Source organism: Longimonas halophila (genome assembly GCF_002554705.1).
Taxonomy (GTDB): domain Bacteria; phylum Bacteroidota; class Rhodothermia; order Rhodothermales; family Salinibacteraceae; genus Longimonas; species Longimonas halophila.
This window is the reverse complement of sequence record NZ_PDEP01000004.1, coordinates 192,110-216,851: the sequence shown is the minus strand read 5'-3', so window position 1 is coordinate 216,851 and position 24,742 is coordinate 192,110. Positions and strand designations below refer to the sequence as shown.

Sequence of the window (24,742 nt, the reverse complement as noted above, 5' to 3'; positions counted from 1 at the left end):
ATGTTAGGCCGATGCGTTAGCTCGATGCCGCTTCGCTCAGCTCGTCTTTGGTGAGCGTACGCGGATAGCGGATCTGCTCGACCAGGTCCTGCACCTCTTGCGGAGGCGGGGGCGTCGACATCGTGACGAGGTACGTCACAATGAAGTTCAGAATCATCCCGATCAGCCCAATGCCCTGTGCGTTGATGCCCAGGAACGAGTCAAAGACGGGCTCGGTGATGCCAAACTCGGCCAGCGCCACATGCGCCCGCATCAGAATGATCATGATGAACGTGAAGCTGAGCCCCGTTACGATACCCGCGATGGCGCCTTCTTTGTTGCATCGCTTCCAGAAAATGCCAAGCACAAGTACGGGGAAGAAGCTGGCCGCGGCCAATCCAAAGGCAAAGGCCACCACCTCGGCAACAAAGCCCAGCGGATAGATGCCGAGCAAGCCCGCTCCAATAATCGCGACGAAGATGATACCGCGTCCCACTTTGAGGCGCTTCTGCTCCGAGGCATCGGGGTTAATGATCTCACCATAGACATCGTGTGCGAGTGAGGAGCTAATAACGAGCATGAGGCCCGAGGCCGTGGAGAGTGCCGCTGCGAGCCCGCCTGCTGCAACCAGTCCCACCACCCACGGCGACAGGTTGGCGATTTCGGGCGTCGCCAGCACAATAATGTCGCGGTCGATGGTGCTGAGTAGCGCATTGGCCGACATGCCCTCGCTCCACTGCCCCGTCTCGATGAGTCCGGTGGCAGCCCAGGTTTGCACCCAACTGGTACGCGGACTTTCGAGCATGCCCATGGCGCCAAGGTCCGAGAACGACTGCAAAATCTCGTAGCGCGAGAACATGGCAACCGCCGGAGCCACCGTGTACAGAATCGCGATGAACACAATCGCCCACAGTGCCGACCAGCGAGCACTTTTTACGGTTTTCACCGTGTAGAAGCGCACAATCACGTGGGGCAGGCCCGCTGTGCCCACCATCAGCACGAAGGTGATGGCGAAGACATTAAGCATCGATAAGTTGGCGAAAGGGCCGCTGTACATGTCGAGTCCCAGCTCTTGCTGTAGGCCATCGAGGGCGGGCAGCACCTCGCCCATGGCAACTTGCGGAATGGGGCTGCCGGTCATCGAATAGCCGATGGCAACGGCAGGAATGGTGTACGCCACAATGAGCACGCAATACTGTGCCACCTGCGTGTAGGTGATGCCTTTCATGCCGCCCAGCACGGCGTATGTGGCCACAATGGCCATTCCAATGATTACGCCAATGGTGATCACCTCTACGCCGAGTCCGGCAGCCAGCGGCTCGACCAACTCGCCCAGGAACCGGCTAAAGACGACGCCGACGCCGCGCATCTGCCCTGCTACGTAGGTGAACGAAACGAAGATGGCTGCGATGGCTGCAATGACGCGGGCGTAGTTCGAGTAGTAGCGTTTGCCTACGAAGTCGGGCACCGTGTATTCGCCAAACTTACGCAGGAACGGCGCCAGTAGGATCGCCAGCAGCACGTAGCCGCCCGTCCACCCCATGAGGTAGACCGAGCCGTCGAATCCCATAAACGAGACCAACCCCGCCATCGAGATGAAGCTGGCAGCGCTCATCCAGTCGGCTCCAACCGCCATGCCGTTGGCCACGGTGGGCACGCCCTGTCCGGCCACGTAGAAGCCTTTGGTGCTGGTTACACGGCTCCAGATGGCAATGCCAATGTATAGTGAGAAGGTCGCAATGACCCAAAATGTTGTCCAACCAAGAATGCTCATCGGTATAAAGGGAGTTATTCAGCAAGGGAAGCAAAGGCAGTGGGTCCAGTTAGTGCGCGGCTCCAGGCGCTGATGTCGCGTCACCGTCTTCTTCGACGCCAGCCTGTTTATCCAGCTGGCCGGTGGCTATAGCGTAGATGAGCACCAGGCTCACGAAGACAAAGATGCTTCCCTGTTGGGCCATCCAGAAGCCAAATGGAATGCCGCCAAAGTTAATAGCGTTAAGCGTTTCCGCCAGGAATATGCTTAATACAAAGCCGGTGATAAACCAGACGACCAGCAGAATGAGCGTGCGCCGCATGAGCGTGCGCCAGTAGGTTTCGCGATCGATCTCAGGAGTCGAGTCAGCCATGACGGTCTGTAGGTTGCGTGAAGGAGGGTACGTGCAGTACGGAGGTACCGGGCTCCCATGGGGGAGCGTAGCAGCGTTGCAGATGGGAACAGGTCCCATCAGAAGGAGAGAAACACCGAGAAATTGCCCCGCACATTGGTAACAGGGTCGTCGCCGTCTGCAGGGTTGGGGGCGTAGTTTTCATCGAAGCGGCTGGCGTAGCGGGCGGAGGTCATCTCCAGTTCGAAGGCAAAGCGCAGCGCCTCGTAGTTCAGCGAGAGCCGGGGCGACACGCGCCACACATAGTCAATGTTGGCACTGCGTGCTGCAGGTGACACGGCACTGAGCGTGCCCACCTCGTCGCTGCTGCCTTCGTTGGTGAGGTAGCCCACAAACAGCCCCGGCGCCAGCGTGCCCGTGCCGTCAATGTCGATCCATGTTGACAGGAGATCGAGCGGATAGAAGTCGTTATCAAACTCGTTGTAGACGTAGCCGCCTGTCATGAGATGGTCGGATAGGCTGGCGCCGTAGGTGGCTTTGGCGCGGATGGTCGCTGCATCAGAGGTAATGGTGGCATAGGCTTGTCCGGCGCCCGTGGTAAAGCGATCTTCGGTAACAATGGGTCGCAACGCTTTGAAGTAGGCCCCAGCGCCTACCATCACGTTTTCGCCGTGGTACTGCGCATGCGCATGCAGCGCCGGAAGGCCTGACTGCTGCTGTTGCTCAATGCCCGACACGCCCTGAAACGCAATATCGCTGAAGGCATCGCGCTGCCAGGCGGTTGCCCCAATGAAGTGCACACGGCCTGGCTTGTAGGTAAATCGAATCTGCGGCTGGCGCGCAAACGGCTGAAACGGTGCGCCCGTGGTCGTTGCTACGGTGCGCGGGAAGGCCGCCAGTGTGAAGAGCGGCGACCACTCTTGTCCGAACAGCACCTCGCGGTCGTCCCACGTCATTTTGGCAAAGGCGCGGCGCAGCCGGAACGTGCTTACATTGGCATTGGACGCGCCGAAGAAGTCAGCCTCAACGTAGCCCGACACCTCGCCGTCAAGTGCGTCCGGCAGGTCGCCGATGGTGAGTCCAAGCCGCGAGAAGAAGGCAAACGCCCCCAGGTTGCTCACGTCGGTGGCGTCGGAGTCGGGGGCCGGGTAGAGGTGAAACTCGCCCTCACGCGCCGAAACGACCTGGCGTGAGTCGTACAGGTATTCGGCTTTCACGAATCCGCCCACATCGAACGACTGAGCGGAGGCTGCTGTGGGAGCCAGTATCAAGCCACTGGCAAGAAATAAAAGCGCGTAGAAACTGCTCCATAGAGCAGACGTTCGGGATGTATGTATGTGGTCCATGGCACAGGTGAGTCAGATCATCGGGTCATTCGAGCACATGCCGCAGAATCGAGCCGCGCGTGCACGATGGCGTGGGCAATAGCTCCATCTATTCGCCCATGCATCTGTGCGCTGTGTTGCGCACACGTGCCGTCGGCTTGTTCTGCGTTCTGTTGACGCCGGTATCGGGGCTCCATCCCCAGGGCGTCGATGGTTGATTGTTCGAGCGCTCAGCCCACGGGCTCCATCCCCAGGCTGGGCGTTCGGTGGTTGTGGGGTGCAGGGTACAACTTCAGGGGGATGCGCAGATTGTCGCGCTGAGCAGTCTCCTGCGCATCCCCTAAACAATGCAGCGATTGCCGTCAGCTCGCGCCGCTCACGTCCACGCTTTTGCGCTTCTCAATGAGCTCCTCAACCACCTCGGGGTCAGCCAGCGTGCTGGTATCGCCCAGGTCGTCGAACTCTTGTGAGGCGACTTTGCGGATGATGCGGCGCATGATCTTGCCCGAACGCGTCTTCGGCAGCGAGGCCGAGAACTGGATATGATCGGGCGTCGCAATCGGCCCAATCTGATCGCGCACGTACTGCACCAGCTCATCGCGCAGTTCATTCGAGGGGTCGACCGTCTTAATCAGCGTGACGTACGCGTAGATGCCCTGGCCTTTCACCTCGTGCGGATAGCCCACCACAGCGGCTTCGGCCACACTGTCGTGCGCTACGAGCGCGCTTTCGAGTTCGGCGGTGCCAATGCGGTGGCCGCTTACGTTGAGCACGTCATCCACGCGGCCCGTAATCCAGTAGTAGCCGTCTTCGTCGCGGCGGCAGCCATCGCCAGTGTAGTACTTGCCCGCGTACTGCGAGAAGTACGTGTTCTGGAAGCGCTCATGGTTGCGATACACCGTGCGCATCTGCCCCGGCCAGGAGTCGTTGATGACCAAAATACCTTCGCAGGCGCCTTCAAGCTCGTTTCCTGCGCCATCGAGCACTTCCGGTTCAATCCCGAAAAAGGGCTTCGCAGCCGATCCCGGCTTCTGCGGCACTGCGCCGGGCAGTCCGGTCAGCATAATGCCGCCCGTCTCGGTCTGCCACCACGTGTCGATGATCGGGCATTCGCCGTTGCCCACCACATTGTAGTACCAGCGCCAGGCCTCCGGATTGATCGGCTCGCCCACCGTGCCCAGCAGGCGCAGCGACGAGCGGTCGGTCGATTCGACAAACTCTTTGCCCTGCCGCATGAGTGCGCGAATTGCGGTCGGCGCGGTGTAGAAGATGCTCACGTCGTGCTTGTCGACTACCTTCCACAGGCGCGAGGCATCGGGATAGGTGGGCGTGCCTTCGAAGAATACCTGCGTGCCGCCGTTGATGAGCGGACCGTACACCATGTAGCTGTGCCCGGTAATCCAGCCCACGTCGGCAGTGCACCAGAAGACATCGTCGTCGTGCAGATCGAAGACGTATTCATGCGTCATGCTGGTGTACACAAGGTAGCCTCCGGTCGTGTGGAGCACGCCCTTCGGCTTACCGGTTGAGCCCGAGGTGTAGAGAATGAACAGCGGATCCTCCGCGTCCATCGGCTCGCAGGGGCAGTCGGCATCGACGGTTTCAAGCGCTTCGTGATACCACACGTCGCGGTCGTCGTCCCAGTCGATATCGCCGCCCGTGTTCTGCACGACCAGTGTGTGGGTGACGTCGGGGCACTGCTCCAGCGCTTTGTCGGCATTATCTTTCAGGGGCACGCGCTTCGTGCCGCGCTTGCCCTCATCGGCGGTAATCAGGTAGTGGGATTCACAGTCCTGGATGCGGTCGGCCAGGGCATCGGGCGAGAACCCGGCAAACACCACCGAGTGCGGCGCGCCAATTCGGGCGCAGGCCAGCATGGCATAGGCCGCCTCCGGAATCATAGGCAGGTAGATCGTGACGCGGTCGCCCTTCTCCACACCATGCGATTTCAGGATGTTGGCGAACTTCGCCACGCGCTCCTGCAGATCGCTGTAGGTGATGTGCTCCGGCTCCTCGGTGTTCGGATCGTTCGGCTCGAAGATGATGGCCGTCTGATCCGCCTTTCCGTTTTCCACATGCCGGTCGATGGCGTTGTAGCAGGCATTGGTAACGCCGCCCTCGTACCACTGAATGTGCACGTTGCCGGGCTCGTACGACACGTCTTTTACCGTATCGTACGGCTCAAACCAGTCGATACGGCTGGCATGCTCGCCCCAGAAGCCCTCAGGATCCTCGATGGATCGCTGATACATGGCCTCGTACTCCGCCTCCGACCCGACATGCGCACGGGCTCGGAAGTCGTCAGGCGGCGGATACATGTCGTCGCGCCCGGAATAAGCCGCTGTTACCTGAGAGGATTCGTCGCTCATAGTCGAGTCTTGGCTGTCTGTTAAGGAAGCATCTCGATTTATTACTACTCGGGAATTAAAGACCGAGTATTGGCCCCAACACCCGCCGCTGGTTGGTGTATTGGAAGCGCTTTTGTTAATTGTTTACCGAAACGTAATCAATAGAGGAGACGGTGTCAAGAGATGATGTGGTTTTTTCGGAGAGGCGATGGCGCTTCTGTCTGTGGGGCTTCCCCCCGCCTCACGCTGGCAGATTACTCGTTGGCCGGGACGACCGGGAACGCAAATCGGAGGGCTGATCCTCCCGTCTCGGTCTGCTCGACCCAGAGTTGTGCGTCGTGCTGGTCGAGCAGCGCATGCAGGGTAAGCTGCATCATAGTAGTGCCCCACGGAATAGTGGCGTCTTTCCACCGCTCCACACGCGCTTCGGTCACGGTCTGTCCATCGGCGGCGCACAGGTCGAGCAACGCCACCGAATCGGAGCGCTGTACACAGATGGTGAGCGCGGTGCAGCGTGTGGCATGCACAAAGCGATCGCTCACGAATGCGAAGCCCTGCCTGAGCATCGCCGGGTCCAGGTGCACGGTAAGCGCACTGGGAGATTGAGAGGTGGATACAGGCACGTCGGTACCCTCCTGCACAGCAGTCTGCGTCCATGTGAGCAATGCGGCCCCGCCCATCGGCTCCAGTGCGCGGCGCGTGCGATACATGGCAGTGTAGGCCGTGCTGGCATCGTCGATCAGTTCGGTGAGGCGAATGCCCTGGCCTGCAATTACATCCGTAAACTGAGCGGCTGCATCCGCCCCCATCTGCGGATACTGTTGCATGGTTTCAACTGCAGCGCGGATGCTGGCCAGCGGCGTCCGCATCGACTCGATGAGGCGTCGCAGCAGGTCATGACTCGGGTCGGGGCGCGGCGCGGGCGGGGTTGTATTGCGCACCAGCCAGTGGGGCGTGCCCTGGGGCGCAATGCGCGTGGCCTGCATACGGCGCGGTGCATCGCCCAGCTGCACGATGACCGTGGGGGCCTCGGTCGAGGCCGCCTCTTGCAGCTGCTGCCAGGCATCGGCATCGATCCACTGCGTGAGCAGCGTGCCATGGAGCTGCTCCTGGACAGCGTCGGCGTCGCGAACATCGGGCATCAGCATCTGCGCGGCTTCGTCGTTCCAGGCCTGCACGGTGGCGTTAGGGGTACACACCAACGCGGGACCGGTCATCGTATTCAGCAAAGCATACTGCCAGGGCGTCATAGCGGCGAATCCAACCAGATTAGGTACAACAGAAGACCGTGTATCAGGACAACGAAATCGAGCCCTTCTCTTCAACGGTGCATGGCCCATCGCGTCGTTGGAACGGGCGAACGGAGGACCGTTCGCTGCAGCGGTTATGATTTGATGTGAATCAGGGGCCGTCTGGGTACAGGCTACGCATCGGGCAGGTAGCGGCGGGCGGTTGCTACCACATCGGCCACGGCGAAGGGCTTGGTGATGTAGGCGTCGGCGCCCATCGCGTAGCCTTTCTCGATGTCTACCTCGCGGCCTTTTACCGTAAGCATGATGATGGCGATGTCGTTCCCCTCGGGCCGCTCGCGGATGGCGTGGCACAGATCGTACCCGTTGCGCGAGGGCAACATCACATCGAGCAGAATGAGGTCGGGGCGCTGCGCTGCAATGGCTGGCATCACCGCCGCACCATCCGACACAATCTGCACCGAGCAGCCTTCCTGCTCCATCAGAAACTTGAGCGGCGTTACAATGCTTGGCTCGTCTTCCACAATAAGCACATGAGGCATAGCGCACAGGTCGTTAGGAAACAGAGGCTTCAGGGTCTGTAGCCGGTACGGGTTCAGGGGGATGCGCAGGCACCTGCACGGTGAAGGTGGCGCCCTCGCCGGGCGTGCTCTCCACGGTGAGCGTGCCCTCGTGCCGATGCACAATCTGGCGAGCAATGGCGAGGCCCAGTCCGCTCCCCGCTTGCGGACCCACGCGGTTGCGCGCCTGCCGAAACTTCTCGAAGATGGCTTCTTGCTGGTCTTCAGGGATGCCGGGTCCGTTATCGGCTACGGATACGGCGTGCGTGTCGTTGGTGCAGGCCATGCGCACCGCCACGTGTGGATCGGCATCGGTGCTGTACTTGGCGGCGTTCGAGAGCAGGTTCAGCAGCACCTGCGTCATGCGGTCGCGGTCGATGCGCGCCGGGCACGGGCGGTTGGGAAGCGTGACGTTGAGCGCGATGGCCTGCTGCTCAAACTGCGGACGCACCGCGCTGAGGGCGTTGCGCACCACGTCGCGCAGGTCTACGAGGGCACGGTCGAGCACAGGCGTGGCGTCGAGGCGCTCCAGGTCGAGCACCTGGTTTACGAGACGCGTAAGGCGTTCGGTTTCGCGCATGATCGTGGTGGCAAACGACCGCTGCTGCTCGGGCGAAAGGTCGGTCGTCTGATGCATGATCTCTGAGATCGCCCGGATGGCGGTAAGCGGCGTGCGCAGTTCGTGCGATACCGTCGAGACGAATTCGTCTTTGAGGTGATCGACCTCTTTCAGCTTCTGATTGGCGGCGCGGAGCTCTTCGGTCGCGGCTTCCAGCTCGGCCTTCTTGCGCTCCAGTTCGCGGCTGTACGCCATGACCTGCTGCGTCTCGTCGAGGATGTCCATCACCTCGCCAATGTGCAGCGGCTTGGCCTGGGCCACCGACCCGATGACGGCTTTGGCACTGGCCGCCCCAATGGCCCCAGCAAGCAGCGTCTCGACGTAATCAACCAACTCCTCGTCGGCGCGCTCGGGCAGGGCCTTCAGGTCGTGGCGCGTACGGTAGCGCTGCAACGCACGGTCGGCCGCGCGCCACCCCAAAAAGCGACGCAGTAGCGCGCGCAAGTCGGCCACCGGGGCAGAGCCCGTCCACGGCGCGGCACCCTGCGGCCCCGCGTGGCGAAAGACATCGACGAAGCGACTGGCCTGACTCTGCTCCATGATGCTGGGCCGCGTGGCCAGGGAGCCCGCCACGTACAGTCCGCCGTTCGCCAGCATCGTCCAGAAGAGCGTGTGGGGCACCGGGTTGAGCTCGCTCATTCCCAGAAGCGCGTACGGGCGCAGCGCCCCGATGCCGAACGGGCCCTCGGTAATAAACGACGCCGGCAGCCATCCGGAATCGGCCAGGAGCGGAAGCGGGAGCGTGTAGCCCCAGATGGCGACGCCCGCCACAAGCCCAAGGAGCGCCCCGGTGCGGGTGCCGCGCTTCCAGAAGATGCCGCCCAGCATCGCCGGAGCAAACTGCGCCACCGCAGCAAACGAGATCAGCCCGATAGACACGAGCGACGGCGCATCCCCCAGACCGCGCAGATACAGATAGCCAAACAGCAGCACCACGACAATGGCCACGCGCCGAATCCCCAGAATAACGCCGGTAAGCCGCGACCGCTGCGCCAGGTTTAGTTGCGGGATGCGCAGGAGCAGCGGCACCACCAGGTCGTTGCAGATCATAGTGCTTAGCGCTGTCGTGGCCACAATGACCATACTGGTGGCGGCTGAGAGTCCGCCAATGAAGGCGAAAAGCGTGAGCGCAGTCTGGCCCTCGCCAAATGGCACAAGCAGCACGAACATGTCGGCGTGGGTGGCATCGCCATGATGCAGCAGCCCGGCCACGGCAATGGGCAGCACAAAGAGGTTGATGAGCAGCAGGTAGAGCGGGAAGAGCCAGGCCGCTTTGCGCAGATGCGCCTCATTTACGTTCTCGACGACGGTGACCTGAAACTGCCGCGGCAGAAACAAGACCGCGAGCATCGACAGGCCAGTGAGCCACATCCAATCGGCAAAGGCGCCCGCCGAGGCATCAACGGTGTAGAGCGCCTCGATGGAGGGCACAGCCGCGCCGTGCTGAAAGAGGTCGCCGAGTCCGTCGTACAGCCCGAACGTGACAAACAGCCCCACGGCCAGAAAGGCGGCCAGCTTCACGACCGACTCGAAGGCAATGGCAACGACCAGCCCTTCATGGCGCTCGGTCACGTCGAGGTGGCGCGTGCCAAAGAGAATGGTGAATGCGGCCAGTACGAGCGCGGCGTAGAGCGCCGTATCACGCCAGATGGGAATCTCTGTCGCAGCCGTGCTGTCCAGCGGCGTGGTGAGCGCACCGAAGCTGGTCGAGATGGCTTTGAGCTGTACTGCAATGTAGGGCACCACGCCAATGACTGCCACAACCGTAGCCACGCCCGCCAGCAGAGCGCTTTTGCCGTAGCGGGCCCCGATGAAGTCCGCAATGGAGGTGATGCGCTGGTGCGCGCTAATGCGGACGATCTTGCGCATCAGGCCCCACCACAAGATGGCAATGAGCGTAGGCCCGATGTAGATCGGCAGGAAGTTGATGCCGGTAGTGGCAGCATAGCCTACGCTTCCGTAGAACGTCCACGCCGTGCAGTACACCGCCAGCGAGAGGGCGTAGATGTAGGGGTTGTTCACGAGACTGCGCCCGTGTTCGGCTCGCTCGTCGCCATAGTAGGCCACGGCAAAGAGGATGCTCAGGTACGCCGTGGCCACCAGCAGGAGAAGCGTAGTGCTCATTGGCTAAGCGCCCCCCGAGTCGCCCCCCGTAGCGCGGTGCAGGATCGCTGCACTGGCCCCAATGAGCACGGCCCAAATCACAAAGATGACAACGTAGAGCACCGGGATGCCGCCTATGGTCTGCGGCACGCTGTACACCGTAAGCAGCGGATACCCCAGCATCAGACACCCAACCACAAAGAGGGCCACCAGCCGTCGTTGGACTTCCAGCGTATCCATAGGCACACGGGGCTACGACGGCATGGGGTCTTCGTCGGTACTGAGTTGATTCGTTACGAGCACGCAGATGCCCGGCAGGCTGGGGTCGTCGAGCGTGTAGAACGCCTTCACGCCCTCCTTGCGGCGGGATACGAGGCCCTCGCGCATGAGGATGCCCAGATGCTTGCTCACATTCGCTTGCCGCTGCCCCGAGGCATCGACCAGTTCCTGCACGTTGAGCTCCCCGTGCACGCGAAGCAGATTTAGGAGCTGGAGACGCACGGGGTCGCCCATAATTTTGAGGCGCCGGGCCACACGCTTGATCTGTGTGTCAGGGACCAGCGGAGGGTTCGTGGAATCGGACATGCGCGGCGAAGACTGTCAAACAACTCGCGGGAGCCTCCATACGGAAGGCTTCACTTTACGTTTCGTTCACACCATGCAACATCCCCATATGCGTTTGGGGGGATGCGCCGGTTACTCGCGTGCCTGCAGGCGCTCTTCAGCCATCCGCACGGCTTCGTACGCGTTCACAATGCTGCCTGTAGATGAGAGTGTGCCGAAGCGAACCTGCGTGGCCTCGGCCTCCTGATCGGTCATCGGACGCGTGACCTGCTCGTCGGCATAGGATACCGCCGACTCCAGAATGATCTCGCGCACTTCCTGCGCCGAGAGCTCGGGGTAGTATGCCATCAGCAGCGCGGCAACGCCCGAGACCATCGGCGCAGCCATGCTGGTGCCGCTGTTGAAGCGGTATTCGTTGCCGGTGGTGCTGGAGTAGATGTCTACGCCCGGGGCAAACACATCGACACGCTCAGCGCCGTAGTTGGAGAAGGAGGCGACCAACTCGTTCTCAACGTCCCATCCCGACGCGCCCACCTCAATCCAGTGCGTGGCGCGCCCGCCGTCGTTGTAATGCGCGGTGGGGAAGTTGTCCTCGGTGTCAATATCTTGGGCGCTGTTGCCTGCGGCGTGCACCATGAGCACCCCCAGCGAATCCGCGTAGCGCACCGCATCGTCGACAATTTCTTTCTGGGGCGAGTAGCCCTTACCGAAGCTCATATTGATGATGTCGGCTCCGTTGTTCGCCGCATAGCGAATGGCGTTGGCGACGTCTTTGTCCCGCTCGTCACCATCGGGCACGGCACGCACTGGCATGAGACGCACAGCAGGGGCCACGCCGTCAATGCGGAGCGTGGTGTCGCGAGCGGCGCCGATGATTCCGGCCACATGGGTGCCGTGTCCTGGATCGGGGCCGTGCACATCGGAGTTGCCGTAGCCCTGCTCGGTGAAGTCGCTGTACGTATCCCCCACAACAGAGCGCGGCTCAAAGTCGGGATTGTATCCGTACTCGACCTGCGCGCTTACCTGGTCGTAAAACTGTTCGATATCGCTCGGCGTCAGGTCCTGATCGTAGAAGAACGTCAGGATGTCGTAGGCCTGCTGGAGACGCGGATCCTCGCGCTTTTCCAGGCGCGCGACATCGGCAGGGGTGACCTCGTCGACGTTGAGTTCGTTGCGCAGGAAGCGCAGCACGTTCTGCACGGTGTTGTGGGCGTTGCGCACGTTTGAGAGTTGCTGCTTGGCCTCGTCGCGCTCCTCCTCAAAATCGTTGCGCAGCGTGTAGAAGTAGTCGAGCGAGTCGCGCCCGGCAGGGGAGAGCCGCGTGGTGTCGGTGCTTGCCACCCAGGTGCGATAGGTGCGGTACAGCCGCGTCACCTCGTAGGTGTCGTGATTCACGTTCTCGCCGCTGGGGTTGCCCAGAAAGCTCCATCCGTAGGCATCGTCTACGTATTTGTTGGCATCGTCATCCACATCGTTCTCAGGCGTTTCGTCCTCATTTTCCCATCGCTGGGGCGCCAGTTCGTCGTGCTCCATGTCAACGCCCGAGTCGATGATGGCAACGGTGACCGTTTGCTGCGGCGCCCGGTTGGCCAGGAGCGTGGTGTGCACGCGATGGGTGCTGAGTCCGGGATGGCCGTTGGCTTCGGCATCCATATGAAACCAGGCATAGGGCGGACGCTCGGGCGTAACGGCGAAGGTGTCGGGCGTGGGCACGGGCACCGCTAAGCGAGGTGGGGGAGCGATATCGGCGGCGGGTTCGGAAGTTGCGGCATCGGGCTCGGACGGGGCGGTGCTTGCGCATCCCCCAAGCACAACGACGAGCAGAAGCACGGCGGCAGCGCGCCAGAAGCGGGTTAGCATGGGCAGGAGATATAGAAGTACAGACGGTCGAACAGTGATGCTACCCGCGATGCAACAGGGTGGTTCAAGCTCGAACACGCCCTTTCATCAGGCGTGGAAGCAGATGGACGAAGCGTTTCTCATCCGTTGCAACACACTGCTCTCGAACTCCCAGTTTCTATGGATACGTACGACGTTGTGATCATTGGCGGCGGGATCGTCGGGTTGGCCACGGCCTACCAGCTCCACCAGACGCATCCGGGTGTGCGGTGCGCCATTGTGGAGAAGGAGGATGCTGTAGCCTCGCACCAGACCGGGCGCAACTCGGGCGTCATCCACTCGGGCATCTTCTACACGCCGGGGTCGCTGAAAGCCGAAAACTGCCGTAAGGGCCGCAAGCAGCTTGTAGATTTCTGTGAGCAGTACGGCGTGGATTACGATGTCTGCGGGAAGGTGATTGTGGCTGCCACCGACGCGGAGGTGCCCGAACTGGAGCGTATCCGCGAGAAAGGGCGCAAGAACCAGATTGCGTGCACGCGCATCGGGCCAGAGCGGCTGCGTGAGTTGGAGCCCCACACGCGGGGCGTGGCGGCGCTGCATGTGCCCAGTTCGGGCATCGTGGATTACATTGGCATGGCGCAGGCGATGGCGCACGTGGTGCAGGAGCATGGCTATGACGTCTACACCGGCGCAGCGGTGCAGGCGCTCGACGTGACCGCGGACGGTGTGGTCTGTCACACCACCGCCGGATCGGTGCGGGGACGGCTCGTCGTGAACTGTGCCGGACTCTATGCCGACAAGATTGCGCAGATGAGTGGGCAGGACCCGCAGGCCCAGATTGTGCCGTTTCGGGGCGAGTACTACGAGCTCGTGCCCGAGCGCCAGCATCTCTGCAACAACCTGATCTACCCGGTGCCCAACCCCGACTTTCCGTTCTTGGGGGTGCACTTTACGCGGATGATTGAGGGCCACGTGGAGTGCGGCCCGAGCGCGGTGCTAGCATTTGCCCGCGAGGGCTACACCTTCACGGATGTCAACTGGCCCGAGCTGTGGGAGACGCTCACGTATCCGGGCTTCGTAAAGCTCAGCGCCAAACACTGGCGCAAGGGACTCTACGAGATGGTGCAGTCACTTAGCAAAGAAACGTACGTGCGGGCTGCGCAGCACCTCATCCCCGAGGTAACGTCCGACGACCTCGTGCCCTCCCCTTCAGGTGTACGCGCTCAGGCGGTGCGCCGCGACGGCACGCTGGTCGATGACTTCTTGATCCGCGCTACCGACCGCGTGGTGAACGTCATCAATGCGGCCTCGCCCGCGGCCACAGCGTCGCTTCAGATCGGCACCCACATCATGGATACGTACCTTACACCGCGCATCGAACGAGTGGGACTGCAGCAACAGCCGGTGGATGTACAGTAGCCCGTAGCAGGGGGGCATCAGGGTGCGTGCGGTACCACATCGGCTGTTGACGCGGGGTCGTGCACCTGTGTGTAGACAAGTACTACCCCCATGAGTGCGAGAAGCGCGCCGACGGCGAAAGGCATCACGAACCCGTATTGCACGAGGATGCCCGCGGTAATCTGTCCGAACGAGATGCCGAGTCCAAACGCGACGGTGAGCACCGAAAGCGTAGATGCAGCCTCGCCTTCGTTGGCGAGGTCGCCCGCCAGCGCCAGGGCCGGGGCAAAGATGAGCGCCCCGCTGATGCCTTGCAGAAGCCGTGCGCCAATCATCTGCGCAGGGGTCGTGACCAGGCCCTGCGCGAGCGTGGTTGGGGCCAGCGCCGCCAGTCCGATCAGGATAAACGTGCGGCGCCCGTACGTATCGCTGGCACGGCCTACGAGCGGCTGCACCACCGCCAGCGCGCCGATAAATGTGGCGAACTGAATCGCAAAGAGCACAGGTCCCTGATCCAGGCGGGTGTTGACCTCGGGCTCAATCGAGGACATGAGGGCGATGCAACTGGTCATCATGAAGGTGGCCAGGCCAAGCGAAAACACCGGGTCGAGCGCCTGCTCGTGTCCGCGTACGGGAATCGCAAAAGAGCGGTTGGTGGGTTTGGTGGTCTCGGGATCGTCGACCATGGCCACCACCATCAGCGTGCTCACAAGCGCAGCCCCCGCCGCAATGTAAAAGCAGGCCGTGAATCCGTCGAGCGCAATCCCGCCCGGTAGGGTATACGGCCCGTGCTCCAGAACAACCCCGGCCAGGAGCGGCCCGCCTCCGAATCCCACCAGCCGAAAGGAGTTGTAGATGCCCATGTTCTGCCCGCGTCCGCCACCCACGCTCAACTCACTGACCAGCGCCACACTCGCGGTAATCGTAAACGCTGCCGCAAAGCCCTGCACCGCCCGAATCAGGAAGAGCATTGGATACGACGACACCAGCGAAAATGAGAAGTTGGCAACGCAGAAGATGCCCAGCCCAATGAGCACGAAGGCGCGGCGGCGTCCGAGGCGATCTGAGAAGTGCCCTGCCAGCGGCTGTGTGAGGCTACTTACGATGCCGAAGAGCGCCAGTACGACGCCTGAAATGACCGACGACGGCAGCCCCAATGCGCCTCCGCTCACTGACTCGCTGGCCACGTACAGCGGCAGCACAATGATGAGAAACGAGTTGCCCAGCGCATCCGCCATGCGCGCGACGCCCAGTGCAATAACACCGGGGTGAACGCCAAACAGGGATGCGGAGGACGAGGAGGAAGCCACGAGCAGCGGGCATCTTGTGAGACAAATTGGCCACCTCCCCCAACGGCTGCCCCCGCGTGTAGATGCAGCGTTGGTGTTACGGCGGTGTTTCAGTTTACGGGATGCGACGCATGCAGCAAACCGCGCGGGACGTTCCCGTCCCGCGCTACCAGGGGCTCTCGGGTGGGGCACAGTAGCCGGAGACTGGAAGCGCGGCGGACGTCTCCGGTGGAGGGAACAAACCGCATGGGACGTTCGCGTCCATGCTACTGGGGCTTCAGTTCAGCAGGGTTTCCAGTAGCCGGAGAACGTGCACCGAACGCTATCGGGGCTGGTATTCCGACAGCGGTCGGAAGGACGTCTCCGGTACGTACAGCGGCGAGTTACAGTTCGTACTCGGCACGAATCGTATCCATGGCATGATGCTGCTTCTGGCAGGCAACGTATCGGATCAACGCCTGCATCTGGTGTGGACTCGCGGTAAACGCGGCATATCCAGCCTGCCATCAAAACGATTTCTCCTGCTCTACGCGTACTCTTCGACTGCTATGTGTCTTCACGACACGCATAAAGTCGGACACTGCCATGGTAGGCTGAAGCGCAACAACGATGTGTACGTGGTCTGCTACGCCTCCAAGTTGTAAAACGCGCCCCTTTGCGTTTAGAGCAGCCTCTTCCAGCGCAGGATATAGCACGGCTTCTACGTTTGGCGTGATGATGGGCAAGCGCCCGTGAGTGGCCGTAATCAAGTGGTACCGAAGCCGCGTGTAAGGCATGGAATAGCGTCTGTTAAGATACAACTTTGGTGTCTTACAGACATGCCGTCCTCCTCAAATATAACGTGTCGTCCTTTTATCTTGCACGGGACGTTCTGTACGCGTTTAGCGACTTGTAGCCCGGGACTGGGAGCGGAGCGGACGTCCCGGGCAGTATCTGGGCTAAGTTAGCAGGGCAGCAGTGCCCGAAGGGACATGCCTGTGCTGCTATGCGACGAGAGGGATAGACCCGAGCGGGACTGGAAGCGCAGCGCACGTCCCCGGCAGAGAGAGTCACTCCTCCAACTGCGCCTCCAGTTCCTGAATGCTATCGCGGAGTTCAGCAGCACGCTCGAAGTCGAGATTCTCAGCGGCCTCTTCCATCTCGGTCTTCATCTGCTCAATGAGGTCCTCCTTCTGATCGTCGGTCAGGTACTTCACGACCGGGTCCGAGACCGTGCTTGTAAGCTGTTCGGGACTGCCGTAGTGCTTGCGATTCGAGGGCTCGCGGTCGTCGCGATTCTTCTCATCGGCGATGGCCGTACCGCGGTGGATCTCGTCGACCGACTTCTTGATGGGCTCGGGCGTGATGTCGTGCTCTTCGTTATAGGCGAGCTGGATCTCGCGGCGGCGCTCGGTTTCGTCAATCATGCGCTGCATCGAACCGGTGATCTCATCGGCGTAGAGAATCACCTGGCCGTCCACGTTGCGCGCTGCGCGCCCGGCCGTCTGAATCAGCGAGGTTTCGCTGCGCAGAAAGCCCTCCTTATCCGCATCCAGAATGGCCACGAGGCTAACTTCGGGCAGGTCAAGCCCCTCGCGCAAGAGGTTCACGCCCACAAGCACATCGTACTCGCCCAGGCGCAGCCCCCGAATGATGTCGACCCGTTCCAGCGCATCGAGGTCTGAGTGCATCCATCGCACACGCACGCCGTTGCTGTCGAGGTAGTCGGCCAGGTCCTCGGTCATGCGCTTCGTGAGGGTCGTCACCAGCACGCGCTCGTTCTTCTCGCTGCGCTTGCGAATCTCTTCGAGCAGGTCGTCGATCTGCGTATCCGTCGGACGAATGTCGATTTCGGGGTCGGGGATGCCCGTGGGGCGCACCACCTGATCCACAAACGCGCCGCCACTCTGCTCCAGTTCGTAGTCGCTCGGCGTGGCGCTCATGTAGATGACTTGATCGTGCATCTCCTCAAACTCCTCGAACGTGAGCGGACGGTTATCCAGCGCCGAGGGCAGCCGAAAGCCGTGCTCCACCAGCTTCAGCTTGCGGGCGCGGTCGCCATTGTACATGGCACGCACCTGCGGAATCGTGACGTGGCTCTCGTCCATCACCAGCAAGAAATCGTCGGGGAAGTAGTCGAGCAGGCAGTACGGACGCTCGCCCGGCTTCCTGTCGGTGAGGTGGCGGCTGTAGTTCTCGATGCCGGAGCAGTAGCCCACCTCCTGCATCATCTCCAGGTCGAACATGGTGCGCTGCTCCAGGCGCTGCGCCTCCACCATCTTGCCCTCTTCGCGCAGCACCGCCAACCGCCAGCGCAGCTCCTCCTTAATGCTATCAATGGCGGATGCGAGACGGTCTTCGGGCGTCACAAAAATCTGCGCAGGATACAAGGTCAGATGCTCGTCCAGCGTATTGACCTCGGTCCCGTCGGTCGGATCAATCAGACTGATACGATCAATCTCATCCCCCCAGAACTCGATGCGGAAGGCGCGGTCCTCGAAGTAGGCGGGGAAGATATCCACCACATCGCCGCGGACGCGGAAGGTGCCCGGCTGAAATTCGATGTCGTTACGGCTGTAGAAGAGATCCACAAAGCGGCGCAGCAGCACGTCGCGCTCCACCTCCATGCCCGGCGCCAGCTGGATGATCTCCTTGCGGAACTCATCGGGCGAGCCGAGTCCGTAGATGCACGACACGCTCGCGACCACGATCACATCGCTGCGTCCCGAAATCAGTTCGCTCGTGGCCCGCAGCCGCAGCCGCTCAATGCGGTCGTTGATGGCCACGTCTTTCTCGATATACGTGTCGCTGGGGACGATGTACGACTCGGGCTGATAGTAGTCGTAGTACGAGATAAAGTACTCGACGGCGTTGTTGGGGAAGAACTGCTTGAGCTCGCCATAGAGCTGCGCCGCGAGTGTCTTGTTGTGGCTCATCACGAGCGTCGGACGGTTCGCCTCCTCGATGACGTTTGCGATGGTGAAAGTGTTGTGTACGAACATACCTCCCTGGCCTGCCAAAAAGGTCTCAGGCCCCGGGACGCTCAGATCATACACGTACGGATGGTCATAATCTACGGCTTCGACAGAGGCGATGGGGGTCCAGCGAACAATATTTGAGGGATACGGAGCACCATCGCCACGCGCAGAATCGACCGCTGTTCGATATGCTTCTGCAGTTACTGCAGGTGCGCCAGTTTTGCTATCGGCAACTTGTTCTTTCCTTGGAGGCTCTCCCCCTTGGCCAAGGGGGAGATGTCGACACGAGCCCGTAGGGCGACTGATGGAGCGAAGCGAAATATAGACAGAGGGGGTTCGACCGACAGGGTTCTCGGCTTTGCTCCGTCCCACACCCATGCGCGATCCTTGGATCCCTGTGGGAAGGCGCTCCGGTATTGGAAGCAGATCGGTGGCGCGCGCCTCCGCAGTCTCAATAAGCTGTAACTCGCCATTGCGCAGCACCCACAAGTTATGGTCGCCAGTCATGGTCGCGGTGCGCCCACACGATGTGGTTACGCAATACATAGTGTCGGGTGCTTCGTGACGAATGGCTGCTCGCACAGGGTGATGGGCAACCTCCCCAGTATCAGGATCGAATGCGAGCGTTGAACACACGTCTTCCGGCAGCACCACCTCCTCGGTCTTGGAGGGGGCATGATAGTGCGTAACGCCACGCTTTTCGATCTGAGCATCTACGAAGGCCCCAATGGATTCAACACGGGGCACGCGTTCTCCACTGTCGTGCAGAGTCACGTACACAGGATCGTCATACCCAAGGCTTTTCCCCGTACCCGTGCCGCCAAGCAGCGTCTGATGACGATCGCCCCGCTTCAGGCCGTCGTTGAGTTCGTCGATTGCCTGGGGCTGGTCGCCCATCGGGGTGAACTCAGAGACGAGGTCGAACTGGTTGTTGACATCTTGAAGCGGCGCCGAGGGGGCATCCGGCGGGAGGTCGGGCAGGGAGGGATGCGAGGGCGCGTCGTCGTTGGGCGTGGGCATACGGCAATACAGCAATAGAGTGCAAGCAGCTACAGCCTGTACAAACCGAATACACCGGCGCAGAGATTCACGCCCTGCCGGTGCCCGACGGGTTTGCTACATTTGCAGCGCGCTACATCGGAAGACGTATTTCTATCGCTCAATTCGGTACCGCTCTACATATGAGACGCCCTGATCGTCCGTGGCTGCAGCCCAGAGCATCGTGTCAGTGATATGCAATGGCTTCACAGCACCCGGAAGCGTTATGCTCGCTATGTGGTCGCCGTCGTGGTTGATAATCAGCCACTGAGCAGGCTCACCCTGCCCGATTCCGCGACGAAGCCAGATCGTATCTTGTGGGCCCGCAACTACATCATAGACGGGGGGCTGATGTTCAGGCAGATAGAGCTGATCACGAAGCTGGCGCTCAACATTCTCGATCGGTACATCTGCAAGCTTCTCCATATACTCGTCAATGAGTTGATTGACGAGATTGTCACTTACTGGACGAGGGTCATACGGGAGCGTGAGTGTGCGCTGTCTATTCTGCGAAAACGCGTAAAGACGAATCGTGATGTCTTGCTCATCTGCCAATTCGGAAACTGCACGCTCAATGATGATGAGGTCCTCCCTATCTTGCGATAGCGTCCAGAGTGCGTGGTCGCTCAGCGGCTGTTCTCCATAAAGGCGCCCCCCATTGCTTAATTCCAGCACACGGTTTTCGACAGAGAGATCGGCGATTTTCTCTGCTTGTTCAGTCGCAGGCAGTATACGAAAAAGACCACTCGTTGTGTACGCTCCCTCCGCAATGACACGACTGGGCAGCAACCTCTGTGCAAGAACGGCATTTCCAGGCAAAAGGGCACGCGAGACAAGCCGCCCTGGTCCATCCTTCTGAATGTCAGCCAGAAGAGTGATCGTCTGGGTTGGCGTTCCGTCCAGACCGAAAAGATGAACGCGTTGCACATCTGTTACCCACACTGCTTCTTCAGTCCAGCCGATATCTTTCGCGTTTCGAAACTCCCCCGGTCCCTCACCTGATCTTCCCCATGTGTCTTGAAGTTCCCCCTCGGCATCAAAAACCCGGACACGTGACTCGCGTGGTTGAACGACATAAATAGTTCCGTTTTCGCCAACAGCCAGATCGCTGACTGTAGTTAGCAAAGCATCGGCGCCATCATTCCTTTCACCGATACGTAGATCAAGCGTGGCTGTCCACTCCTCAGGGGAGTTAGAAAACGACACATTTACAGACCCGAGCACAGCACTACGCGCCACCAGAAATAAGAGTAGCAGATACGATAGATACCTCATCGGTTCGGGGGACCCTAAGCCGTACTCTCTTGCTCATTGTTGCTTGCATACCGACCTGACTACTGTCTACCTTCTGGCATCAATACGGAAGATGTTAATACGTTCGACGCATTTCGCGGGACAGTATTTTCTTCGTGTTTGACAACGCGCTGCCCACACTCAGATTGGGACTGCAGCGGACGATTCTTCGTCAATGGCAGCAAGGCTGCGAAATGAAAACTTCTCACTAAGATGTTCTTGATTTCGTAACTGGTGTTATGTGGATTTACATCAACTCGAATTATCGGAGGGGCACTGCCTCCGCTCCCACAGTCACCTGTCTCTACCCAGCACAGTCCACTGTCATACTCTTCGCATCCCGTTGCTCCTTGGGAAGTTGAGTAACAACCAAAAGAATCACAATCATAGCATTGGGCCTCTGCTGAATCAGGTGTAAGTATTGGCAAAAGGGCACAAGTAACTATAGCAATCAGATAACGCATAGATAGATGCTTTAACAACCTGTTGGAATGTTGAACTTTGATCAATACTGTAATTTCCAATCCAGTAAATTTCAATCAATAGTCATGACCGTCACTTTTTTTTACATTCTTATGAAAGACCGATGCGCTTCGCCTGTATATAGCGCAAACGATCAATAGCTAACAAAACCACAAACCCATGAGACACTTCCACTCAAGCGAGAAGATGCAAAGCCGCGCATGGAACGCTATATTCGTAGTCGTAGCGCTCGGACTTTTCATAACACCCATCTTGAACGCGGCTTTTGCACAGGGAGAAACCCAGTCGAGCACAGAGATTCCAGACGAGGTAACTTCCTACGTCGATGCGCAGAACTTCGTGGCGGCGTTTAGCACACCGCGCGAGCGCTACACGCTGGTCCAGTACGAAAGCCCTGCATCCGTCTGGCGTGAGACCGGGTCCGAGCGACTCGTTGCCGTTTTTGAACGCATCAAACACGTACACACGTTTGAACAGCGCTCAGGCCCTCACCCAATGGTCCGCTGGTTCGGTGCGCGCCGCGAGCATGTGCCGCGCCCGGAGCTGCTCACGATCGAAGATGTCAACCGGGTAAGCGCAACCGAGATGATGGTTTTGGTTACAGTCTATGCGCTGGAGCCCCAGACCAACACCCAGTTCATTGAGGGGTATGAGCGGCATGGATTCGGACTGGATGACGTTGCCGAGGCGCGTATCCCGGTGACCACACGTGAGGTGCAGTACTGGACGAAGCATAACGGCACATGGGTAAAGTCTGAAACGACGCGGCGCTATCTGGATGTGCAGGATTGATGTCGCCGAGAGAGCAGGTTTGTGGTTTCCTGTTGGCTCTGTAACATCCGAGATGTACAAGGAGCTTACTCAATCAGTTGCGATCCAGTGCTCAGAGTGGATAAAAACCCCTTCGCATCCCCAACCACAAAACCCCACCGCATGCAGAGCGCACACGGTGGGGCTGTCACCCAAAGGGTTAAAGCTCCTTTGACTGCAATTGAGCGGCTTACTCCGCGTCCTCGACCGACACTGCGCCTTCCGTGCAAAAATGAGCCCCCAACTACAAAAGCCCCACCGCATGCACGGAGGCACGCGGTGGGGCTGAGAATCAAAGAGCGATAGTGGGTAGACGCTAAGTGATGGCTCCCCTGATAAAAACCTTTCCTGAGGCGAACGGTCCCCCGTTCGCCTCCGCCGGAGACGTCCGCGCCGGGGGCGCTCCCAGCACCGATAGCATTCGGTGCAGGCTCTCCGGCTACAGGCCCATTCCTTCTATCGCTTAGCATTGAACTGCTACCAAAAAGCGAATGCTCATTTGCCCGCGGTTGAGCGGCTTACTCTGCGTCCTCAACCGACACAGCACCCTCTGGAAGCGGCGTGGTGGCACTGCCGTTCAGGTAGGTATCAAACCAGCGCATCATGCGCAGGGTGTAGTCGAGCTGCGCGGTGGAGCGCCCGTAGCCGTGGCCCTCGTTCGGGTACGTCACCATGCGCAGCGGCACGTCGGGGCGGCGCACTTTGATGTGACGGTACAGCTCCATCGACTGCGCCGGATGTACGCGCGTGTCTTCCTCGCCGTGGGCAATGAGCAGCGGCGTGTTGGCCTGCCCCGCATGATAGACCGGGCTGCGCTTCAGCATATCCATCCAGCTATTCCAGATGCGGCTGCGGGCATGCACCAGGAACAGCTCTTCGGGAATGTCGCTCGTGCCCCATTTCGAGATGTTGTTGCTGATGCCCACGTTCATCACGCCAGCAGCAAAGCGCTCGGTGTAGTACGTGCTCATCCACGCCGTAGCGTAGCCGCCGTACGAGCCGCCGGTCACGCCCACGCGGTCGGGATCAGCAATGCCTTCGTCGATCAGGAAGTCGACACCGTCTACGATGTCGTCAAACTCGCGTCCGGCCAGGTCGCCCTGACTGCTGTACGTAAAGTCGATGCCGCGCCCCGTGCTGCCACGGTAGTTCGGGTAGAACACCGCAAAGCCCTGCGCCGCGCCCATCTGTCCGGGATCGGAGTAGCGCGTGAGCCAGCCGTTACTGTAGTGCGCTTCGGGTCCGCCATGCACCACGGTAATGACCGGTACCTGCGTGCCCGCCTCGTAGTCAACGGGCAGAATGAGCAAGCCGTCAATAGTGAACTGGCCGTCGGCAGCGGTGTAGCTGACCACGCGCTGCTCGCCCATCTCGATGTCGGCAAGCTCGGGGTTCGAGGTCGTCATGCGCTCGGGCGTGTCGGCATCGGTACCGAGCCAGTACACTTCGGGGGGATGCGACGGCGTGTGCGCGGTGAAGGCCACTTCGCCATTGGCCGTGGGCGCAAAGCTCGTCATGATGGGACCGCCCAGCTCCACGCGGCGCGTAAAGTTGGTGCCGTTGGGCGCGATGGTGCCAAACGAGGTTTCGACGCTCTCACTGGCCAGAAAGTGAATGGTGTCGTCGCCCGTCCACGCAATCTGCTCAAACTTACCCTCAAACTCGGGGAAGATATTTTCGGGCGTGGCACTGTCTGCTGCGCCCACAACCATAATGCGTCCGTCGGTCGGATCGTGCAGGTCGTGCCCCGCGCGCAGGGCCAGGCGATCGCCGCTCGGACTCCACTCGATCTGTCCGATTTTACCTTCGTTGTCAATGTCAGCCGTTACGTTGCCCGACCCGGCATCAACAATCACGACACTCTGCGCCATGTAGAAGTCATCCACCTCGGGCGAGGGCGCTACGGTTATCGCAAGGCGGTCGCCGCTCGGGCTCCAGTTCATCAGATAGACCGTGCCTTCTACGTTGAGCCGCTGGGCCTCGGCCTCCGCCGTCACGTCGACCGTGTAGGCCAGGCGGTTCGGACGGTTCTCTTCGTACAGATTCGGTTCGTAAGGCAGCTCCGCTTCGGAGATGTCGAGTTCTTCAGGCGAGGAGAACACGATGCGGTCGCCATCGGGCGCCCATGCGTACGAAATCATAGAGCGGTCGAAGGCGTAGAGCTGGGTCATCTCGCCTGTCTCTGGATCCATTTCGTAGAGCGCGCGGCCGTTATCGCCGTCGCGAGCAGTCAAGAAGGTGAGCGTGCCGTGCTCGGGCCGAAACGTAATGTTGCCGACCGAGCCCTCGGTGTAGAGCGCTTCCTCCTCGCCGGTGTCGGTATCAAGCGCAAACAGGTGACTTGCCGGGGAGGCATTCTCTTCACGCGGGTCTACCGGCTGGGTACGCGTGAAGGCGATGAAGTCGCCTTCCGCATCCACGGTCGTGTTGCTTACCGATTGCAGCATCGCTTCTTGCATGGGCGTAAGCCCCTGAGCTGCACTCGGCATCGGGAGGCTCCACAGCCCCACCGCCACCAGCATCAGCAGCAGGCGGGATGCATGTCGTGTCATTGTCGGTATCATGGGCGTTTCGATTCGTGAATAGAGGGTGGCGTATCATAGCACATGTTGCGGGGTCGCTTACGCTTGCAAAGCGCTTACGAACGGACCGCATAAGGAATCCTATCGCTCGTGTAAGCCCCCGTTCCACACTGCAGGCGGTCGTCGTTACACGGCGGACTGTTACTATCCCGTTAGGCATGGTGCATCCGTGACACGTATGTGCATCTTATTATATTCAG

Annotated in this window: 17 protein-coding genes; 2 read left to right on the top strand and 15 right to left on the bottom strand. The window is 60.4% G+C overall.

Annotated features, from left to right (window positions below; all coding sequences use genetic code 11):
- Positions 1-16: 16 nt before the first annotated feature.
- The 10 genes from CRI93_RS06075 to CRI93_RS06030 form a co-directional block, all read right to left on the bottom strand.
- Positions 17-1,753: a sodium:solute symporter family protein gene (locus CRI93_RS06075; protein ID WP_098061731.1), complete on the bottom strand. Its 1,737-nt coding sequence runs from the start codon at positions 1,751-1,753 to the stop codon at positions 17-19.
- A gap of 49 nt (positions 1,754-1,802) precedes the next feature.
- A complete protein-coding gene (locus CRI93_RS06070) occupies positions 1,803-2,105 on the bottom strand; it encodes a DUF4212 domain-containing protein (protein WP_098061730.1) in 303 nt (100 codons plus the stop codon).
- A gap of 98 nt (positions 2,106-2,203) precedes the next feature.
- Positions 2,204-3,430, bottom strand: coding sequence for a hypothetical protein (locus CRI93_RS06065; RefSeq protein ID WP_141491590.1), 1,227 nt, complete (start codon positions 3,428-3,430; stop codon positions 2,204-2,206).
- A 341-nt stretch (positions 3,431-3,771) separates the two neighbouring features.
- On the bottom strand, positions 3,772-5,778 hold the full coding sequence (gene acs / locus CRI93_RS06060) for an acetate--CoA ligase (RefSeq protein ID WP_098061728.1): 2,007 nt from the start codon (positions 5,776-5,778) through the stop codon (positions 3,772-3,774).
- Between the two features lie 233 nt (positions 5,779-6,011).
- The gene (locus tag CRI93_RS06055) at positions 6,012-7,007 is read right to left on the bottom strand and encodes a histidine kinase (protein WP_098061727.1); all 996 of its coding nucleotides are present in this window, start codon (positions 7,005-7,007) and stop codon (positions 6,012-6,014) included.
- A gap of 173 nt (positions 7,008-7,180) precedes the next feature.
- A complete protein-coding gene (locus CRI93_RS06050; RefSeq protein ID WP_098061726.1) occupies positions 7,181-7,549 on the bottom strand; it encodes a response regulator transcription factor in 369 nt (122 codons plus the stop codon).
- A gap of 13 nt (positions 7,550-7,562) precedes the next feature.
- Positions 7,563-10,310: a sensor histidine kinase gene (locus tag CRI93_RS06045; protein WP_098061725.1), complete on the bottom strand. Its 2,748-nt coding sequence runs from the start codon at positions 10,308-10,310 to the stop codon at positions 7,563-7,565.
- Between the two features lie 3 nt (positions 10,311-10,313).
- Entirely contained in the window at positions 10,314-10,529 is a 216-nt protein-coding gene (locus tag CRI93_RS06040; protein ID WP_098061724.1) for a hypothetical protein, read from the bottom strand.
- 12 nt (positions 10,530-10,541) lie between these two features.
- Positions 10,542-10,874: an ArsR/SmtB family transcription factor gene (locus CRI93_RS06035; RefSeq protein WP_098061723.1), complete on the bottom strand. Its 333-nt coding sequence runs from the start codon at positions 10,872-10,874 to the stop codon at positions 10,542-10,544.
- 111 nt (positions 10,875-10,985) lie between these two features.
- Positions 10,986-12,713 carry a S8 family peptidase gene (locus CRI93_RS06030; RefSeq protein WP_098061722.1) on the bottom strand — a complete coding sequence of 576 codons (1,728 nt, stop codon included), beginning with the start codon at positions 12,711-12,713 and terminating at the stop codon, positions 10,986-10,988.
- A 159-nt stretch (positions 12,714-12,872) separates the two neighbouring features.
- Between CRI93_RS06030 and lhgO the strand changes: the two genes are divergently transcribed.
- The gene (gene lhgO, locus CRI93_RS06025; RefSeq protein WP_098061721.1) at positions 12,873-14,111 is read left to right on the top strand and encodes an L-2-hydroxyglutarate oxidase; all 1,239 of its coding nucleotides are present in this window, start codon (positions 12,873-12,875) and stop codon (positions 14,109-14,111) included.
- Between the two features lie 17 nt (positions 14,112-14,128).
- Here the strand turns inward: lhgO and CRI93_RS06020 are convergent, their stop codons facing one another.
- The 4 genes from CRI93_RS06020 to CRI93_RS06005 all read right to left on the bottom strand — a co-directional run bounded on the left by CRI93_RS06020 (position 14,129) and on the right by CRI93_RS06005 (position 20,580).
- Positions 14,129-15,328 carry an MFS transporter gene (locus CRI93_RS06020; protein WP_098061720.1) on the bottom strand — a complete coding sequence of 400 codons (1,200 nt, stop codon included), beginning with the start codon at positions 15,326-15,328 and terminating at the stop codon, positions 14,129-14,131.
- A 557-nt stretch (positions 15,329-15,885) separates the two neighbouring features.
- The gene (tnpA, locus tag CRI93_RS15675) at positions 15,886-16,155 is read right to left on the bottom strand and encodes an IS200/IS605 family transposase (protein WP_098061719.1); all 270 of its coding nucleotides are present in this window, start codon (positions 16,153-16,155) and stop codon (positions 15,886-15,888) included.
- A gap of 273 nt (positions 16,156-16,428) precedes the next feature.
- A complete protein-coding gene (gene uvrB, locus CRI93_RS06010) occupies positions 16,429-18,972 on the bottom strand; it encodes an excinuclease ABC subunit UvrB (RefSeq protein WP_176521736.1) in 2,544 nt (847 codons plus the stop codon).
- 516 nt (positions 18,973-19,488) lie between these two features.
- A complete protein-coding gene (locus tag CRI93_RS06005; protein ID WP_141491588.1) occupies positions 19,489-20,580 on the bottom strand; it encodes an NHL repeat-containing protein in 1,092 nt (363 codons plus the stop codon).
- A gap of 729 nt (positions 20,581-21,309) precedes the next feature.
- Here CRI93_RS06005 and CRI93_RS06000 point away from each other — a divergent pair.
- A complete protein-coding gene (locus CRI93_RS06000; RefSeq protein WP_141491587.1) occupies positions 21,310-21,942 on the top strand; it encodes a hypothetical protein in 633 nt (210 codons plus the stop codon).
- A 536-nt stretch (positions 21,943-22,478) separates the two neighbouring features.
- On the opposite strand, the gene CRI93_RS05995 is transcribed toward CRI93_RS06000, so the two are convergent.
- On the bottom strand, positions 22,479-24,512 hold the full coding sequence (locus CRI93_RS05995) for a S9 family peptidase (protein ID WP_176521730.1): 2,034 nt from the start codon (positions 24,510-24,512) through the stop codon (positions 22,479-22,481).
- Positions 24,513-24,742: the final 230 nt, after the last annotated feature.

Coding starts and splice junctions, on each gene's coding strand:
- CRI93_RS06075 (WP_098061731.1), bottom strand. CDS start 1,753: ATGAGCATTCTTGGTTGGACAACATTTTGGGTCATTGCGACCTTCTCA.
- CRI93_RS06070 (WP_098061730.1), bottom strand. CDS start 2,105: ATGGCTGACTCGACTCCTGAGATCGATCGCGAAACCTACTGGCGCACG.
- CRI93_RS06045 (WP_098061725.1), bottom strand. CDS start 10,310: ATGAGCACTACGCTTCTCCTGCTGGTGGCCACGGCGTACCTGAGCATC.
- CRI93_RS05995 (WP_176521730.1), bottom strand. CDS start 24,512: ATGACACGACATGCATCCCGCCTGCTGCTGATGCTGGTGGCGGTGGGG.
- CRI93_RS06050 (WP_098061726.1), bottom strand. CDS start 7,549: ATGCCTCATGTGCTTATTGTGGAAGACGAGCCAAGCATTGTAACGCCG.
- acs (WP_098061728.1), bottom strand. CDS start 5,778: ATGAGCGACGAATCCTCTCAGGTAACAGCGGCTTATTCCGGGCGCGAC.
- CRI93_RS06030 (WP_098061722.1), bottom strand. CDS start 12,713: ATGCTAACCCGCTTCTGGCGCGCTGCCGCCGTGCTTCTGCTCGTCGTT.
- CRI93_RS06040 (WP_098061724.1), bottom strand. CDS start 10,529: ATGGATACGCTGGAAGTCCAACGACGGCTGGTGGCCCTCTTTGTGGTT.
- CRI93_RS06000 (WP_141491587.1), top strand. CDS start 21,310: ATGAGACACTTCCACTCAAGCGAGAAGATGCAAAGCCGCGCATGGAAC.
- tnpA (WP_098061719.1), bottom strand. CDS start 16,155: ATGCCTTACACGCGGCTTCGGTACCACTTGATTACGGCCACTCACGGG.
- CRI93_RS06055 (WP_098061727.1), bottom strand. CDS start 7,007: ATGACGCCCTGGCAGTATGCTTTGCTGAATACGATGACCGGTCCCGCG.
- lhgO (WP_098061721.1), top strand. CDS start 12,873: ATGGATACGTACGACGTTGTGATCATTGGCGGCGGGATCGTCGGGTTG.
- CRI93_RS06065 (WP_141491590.1), bottom strand. CDS start 3,430: ATGGACCACATACATACATCCCGAACGTCTGCTCTATGGAGCAGTTTC.
- CRI93_RS06020 (WP_098061720.1), bottom strand. CDS start 15,328: ATGGCGGATGCGCTGGGCAACTCGTTTCTCATCATTGTGCTGCCGCTG.
- CRI93_RS06035 (WP_098061723.1), bottom strand. CDS start 10,874: ATGTCCGATTCCACGAACCCTCCGCTGGTCCCTGACACACAGATCAAG.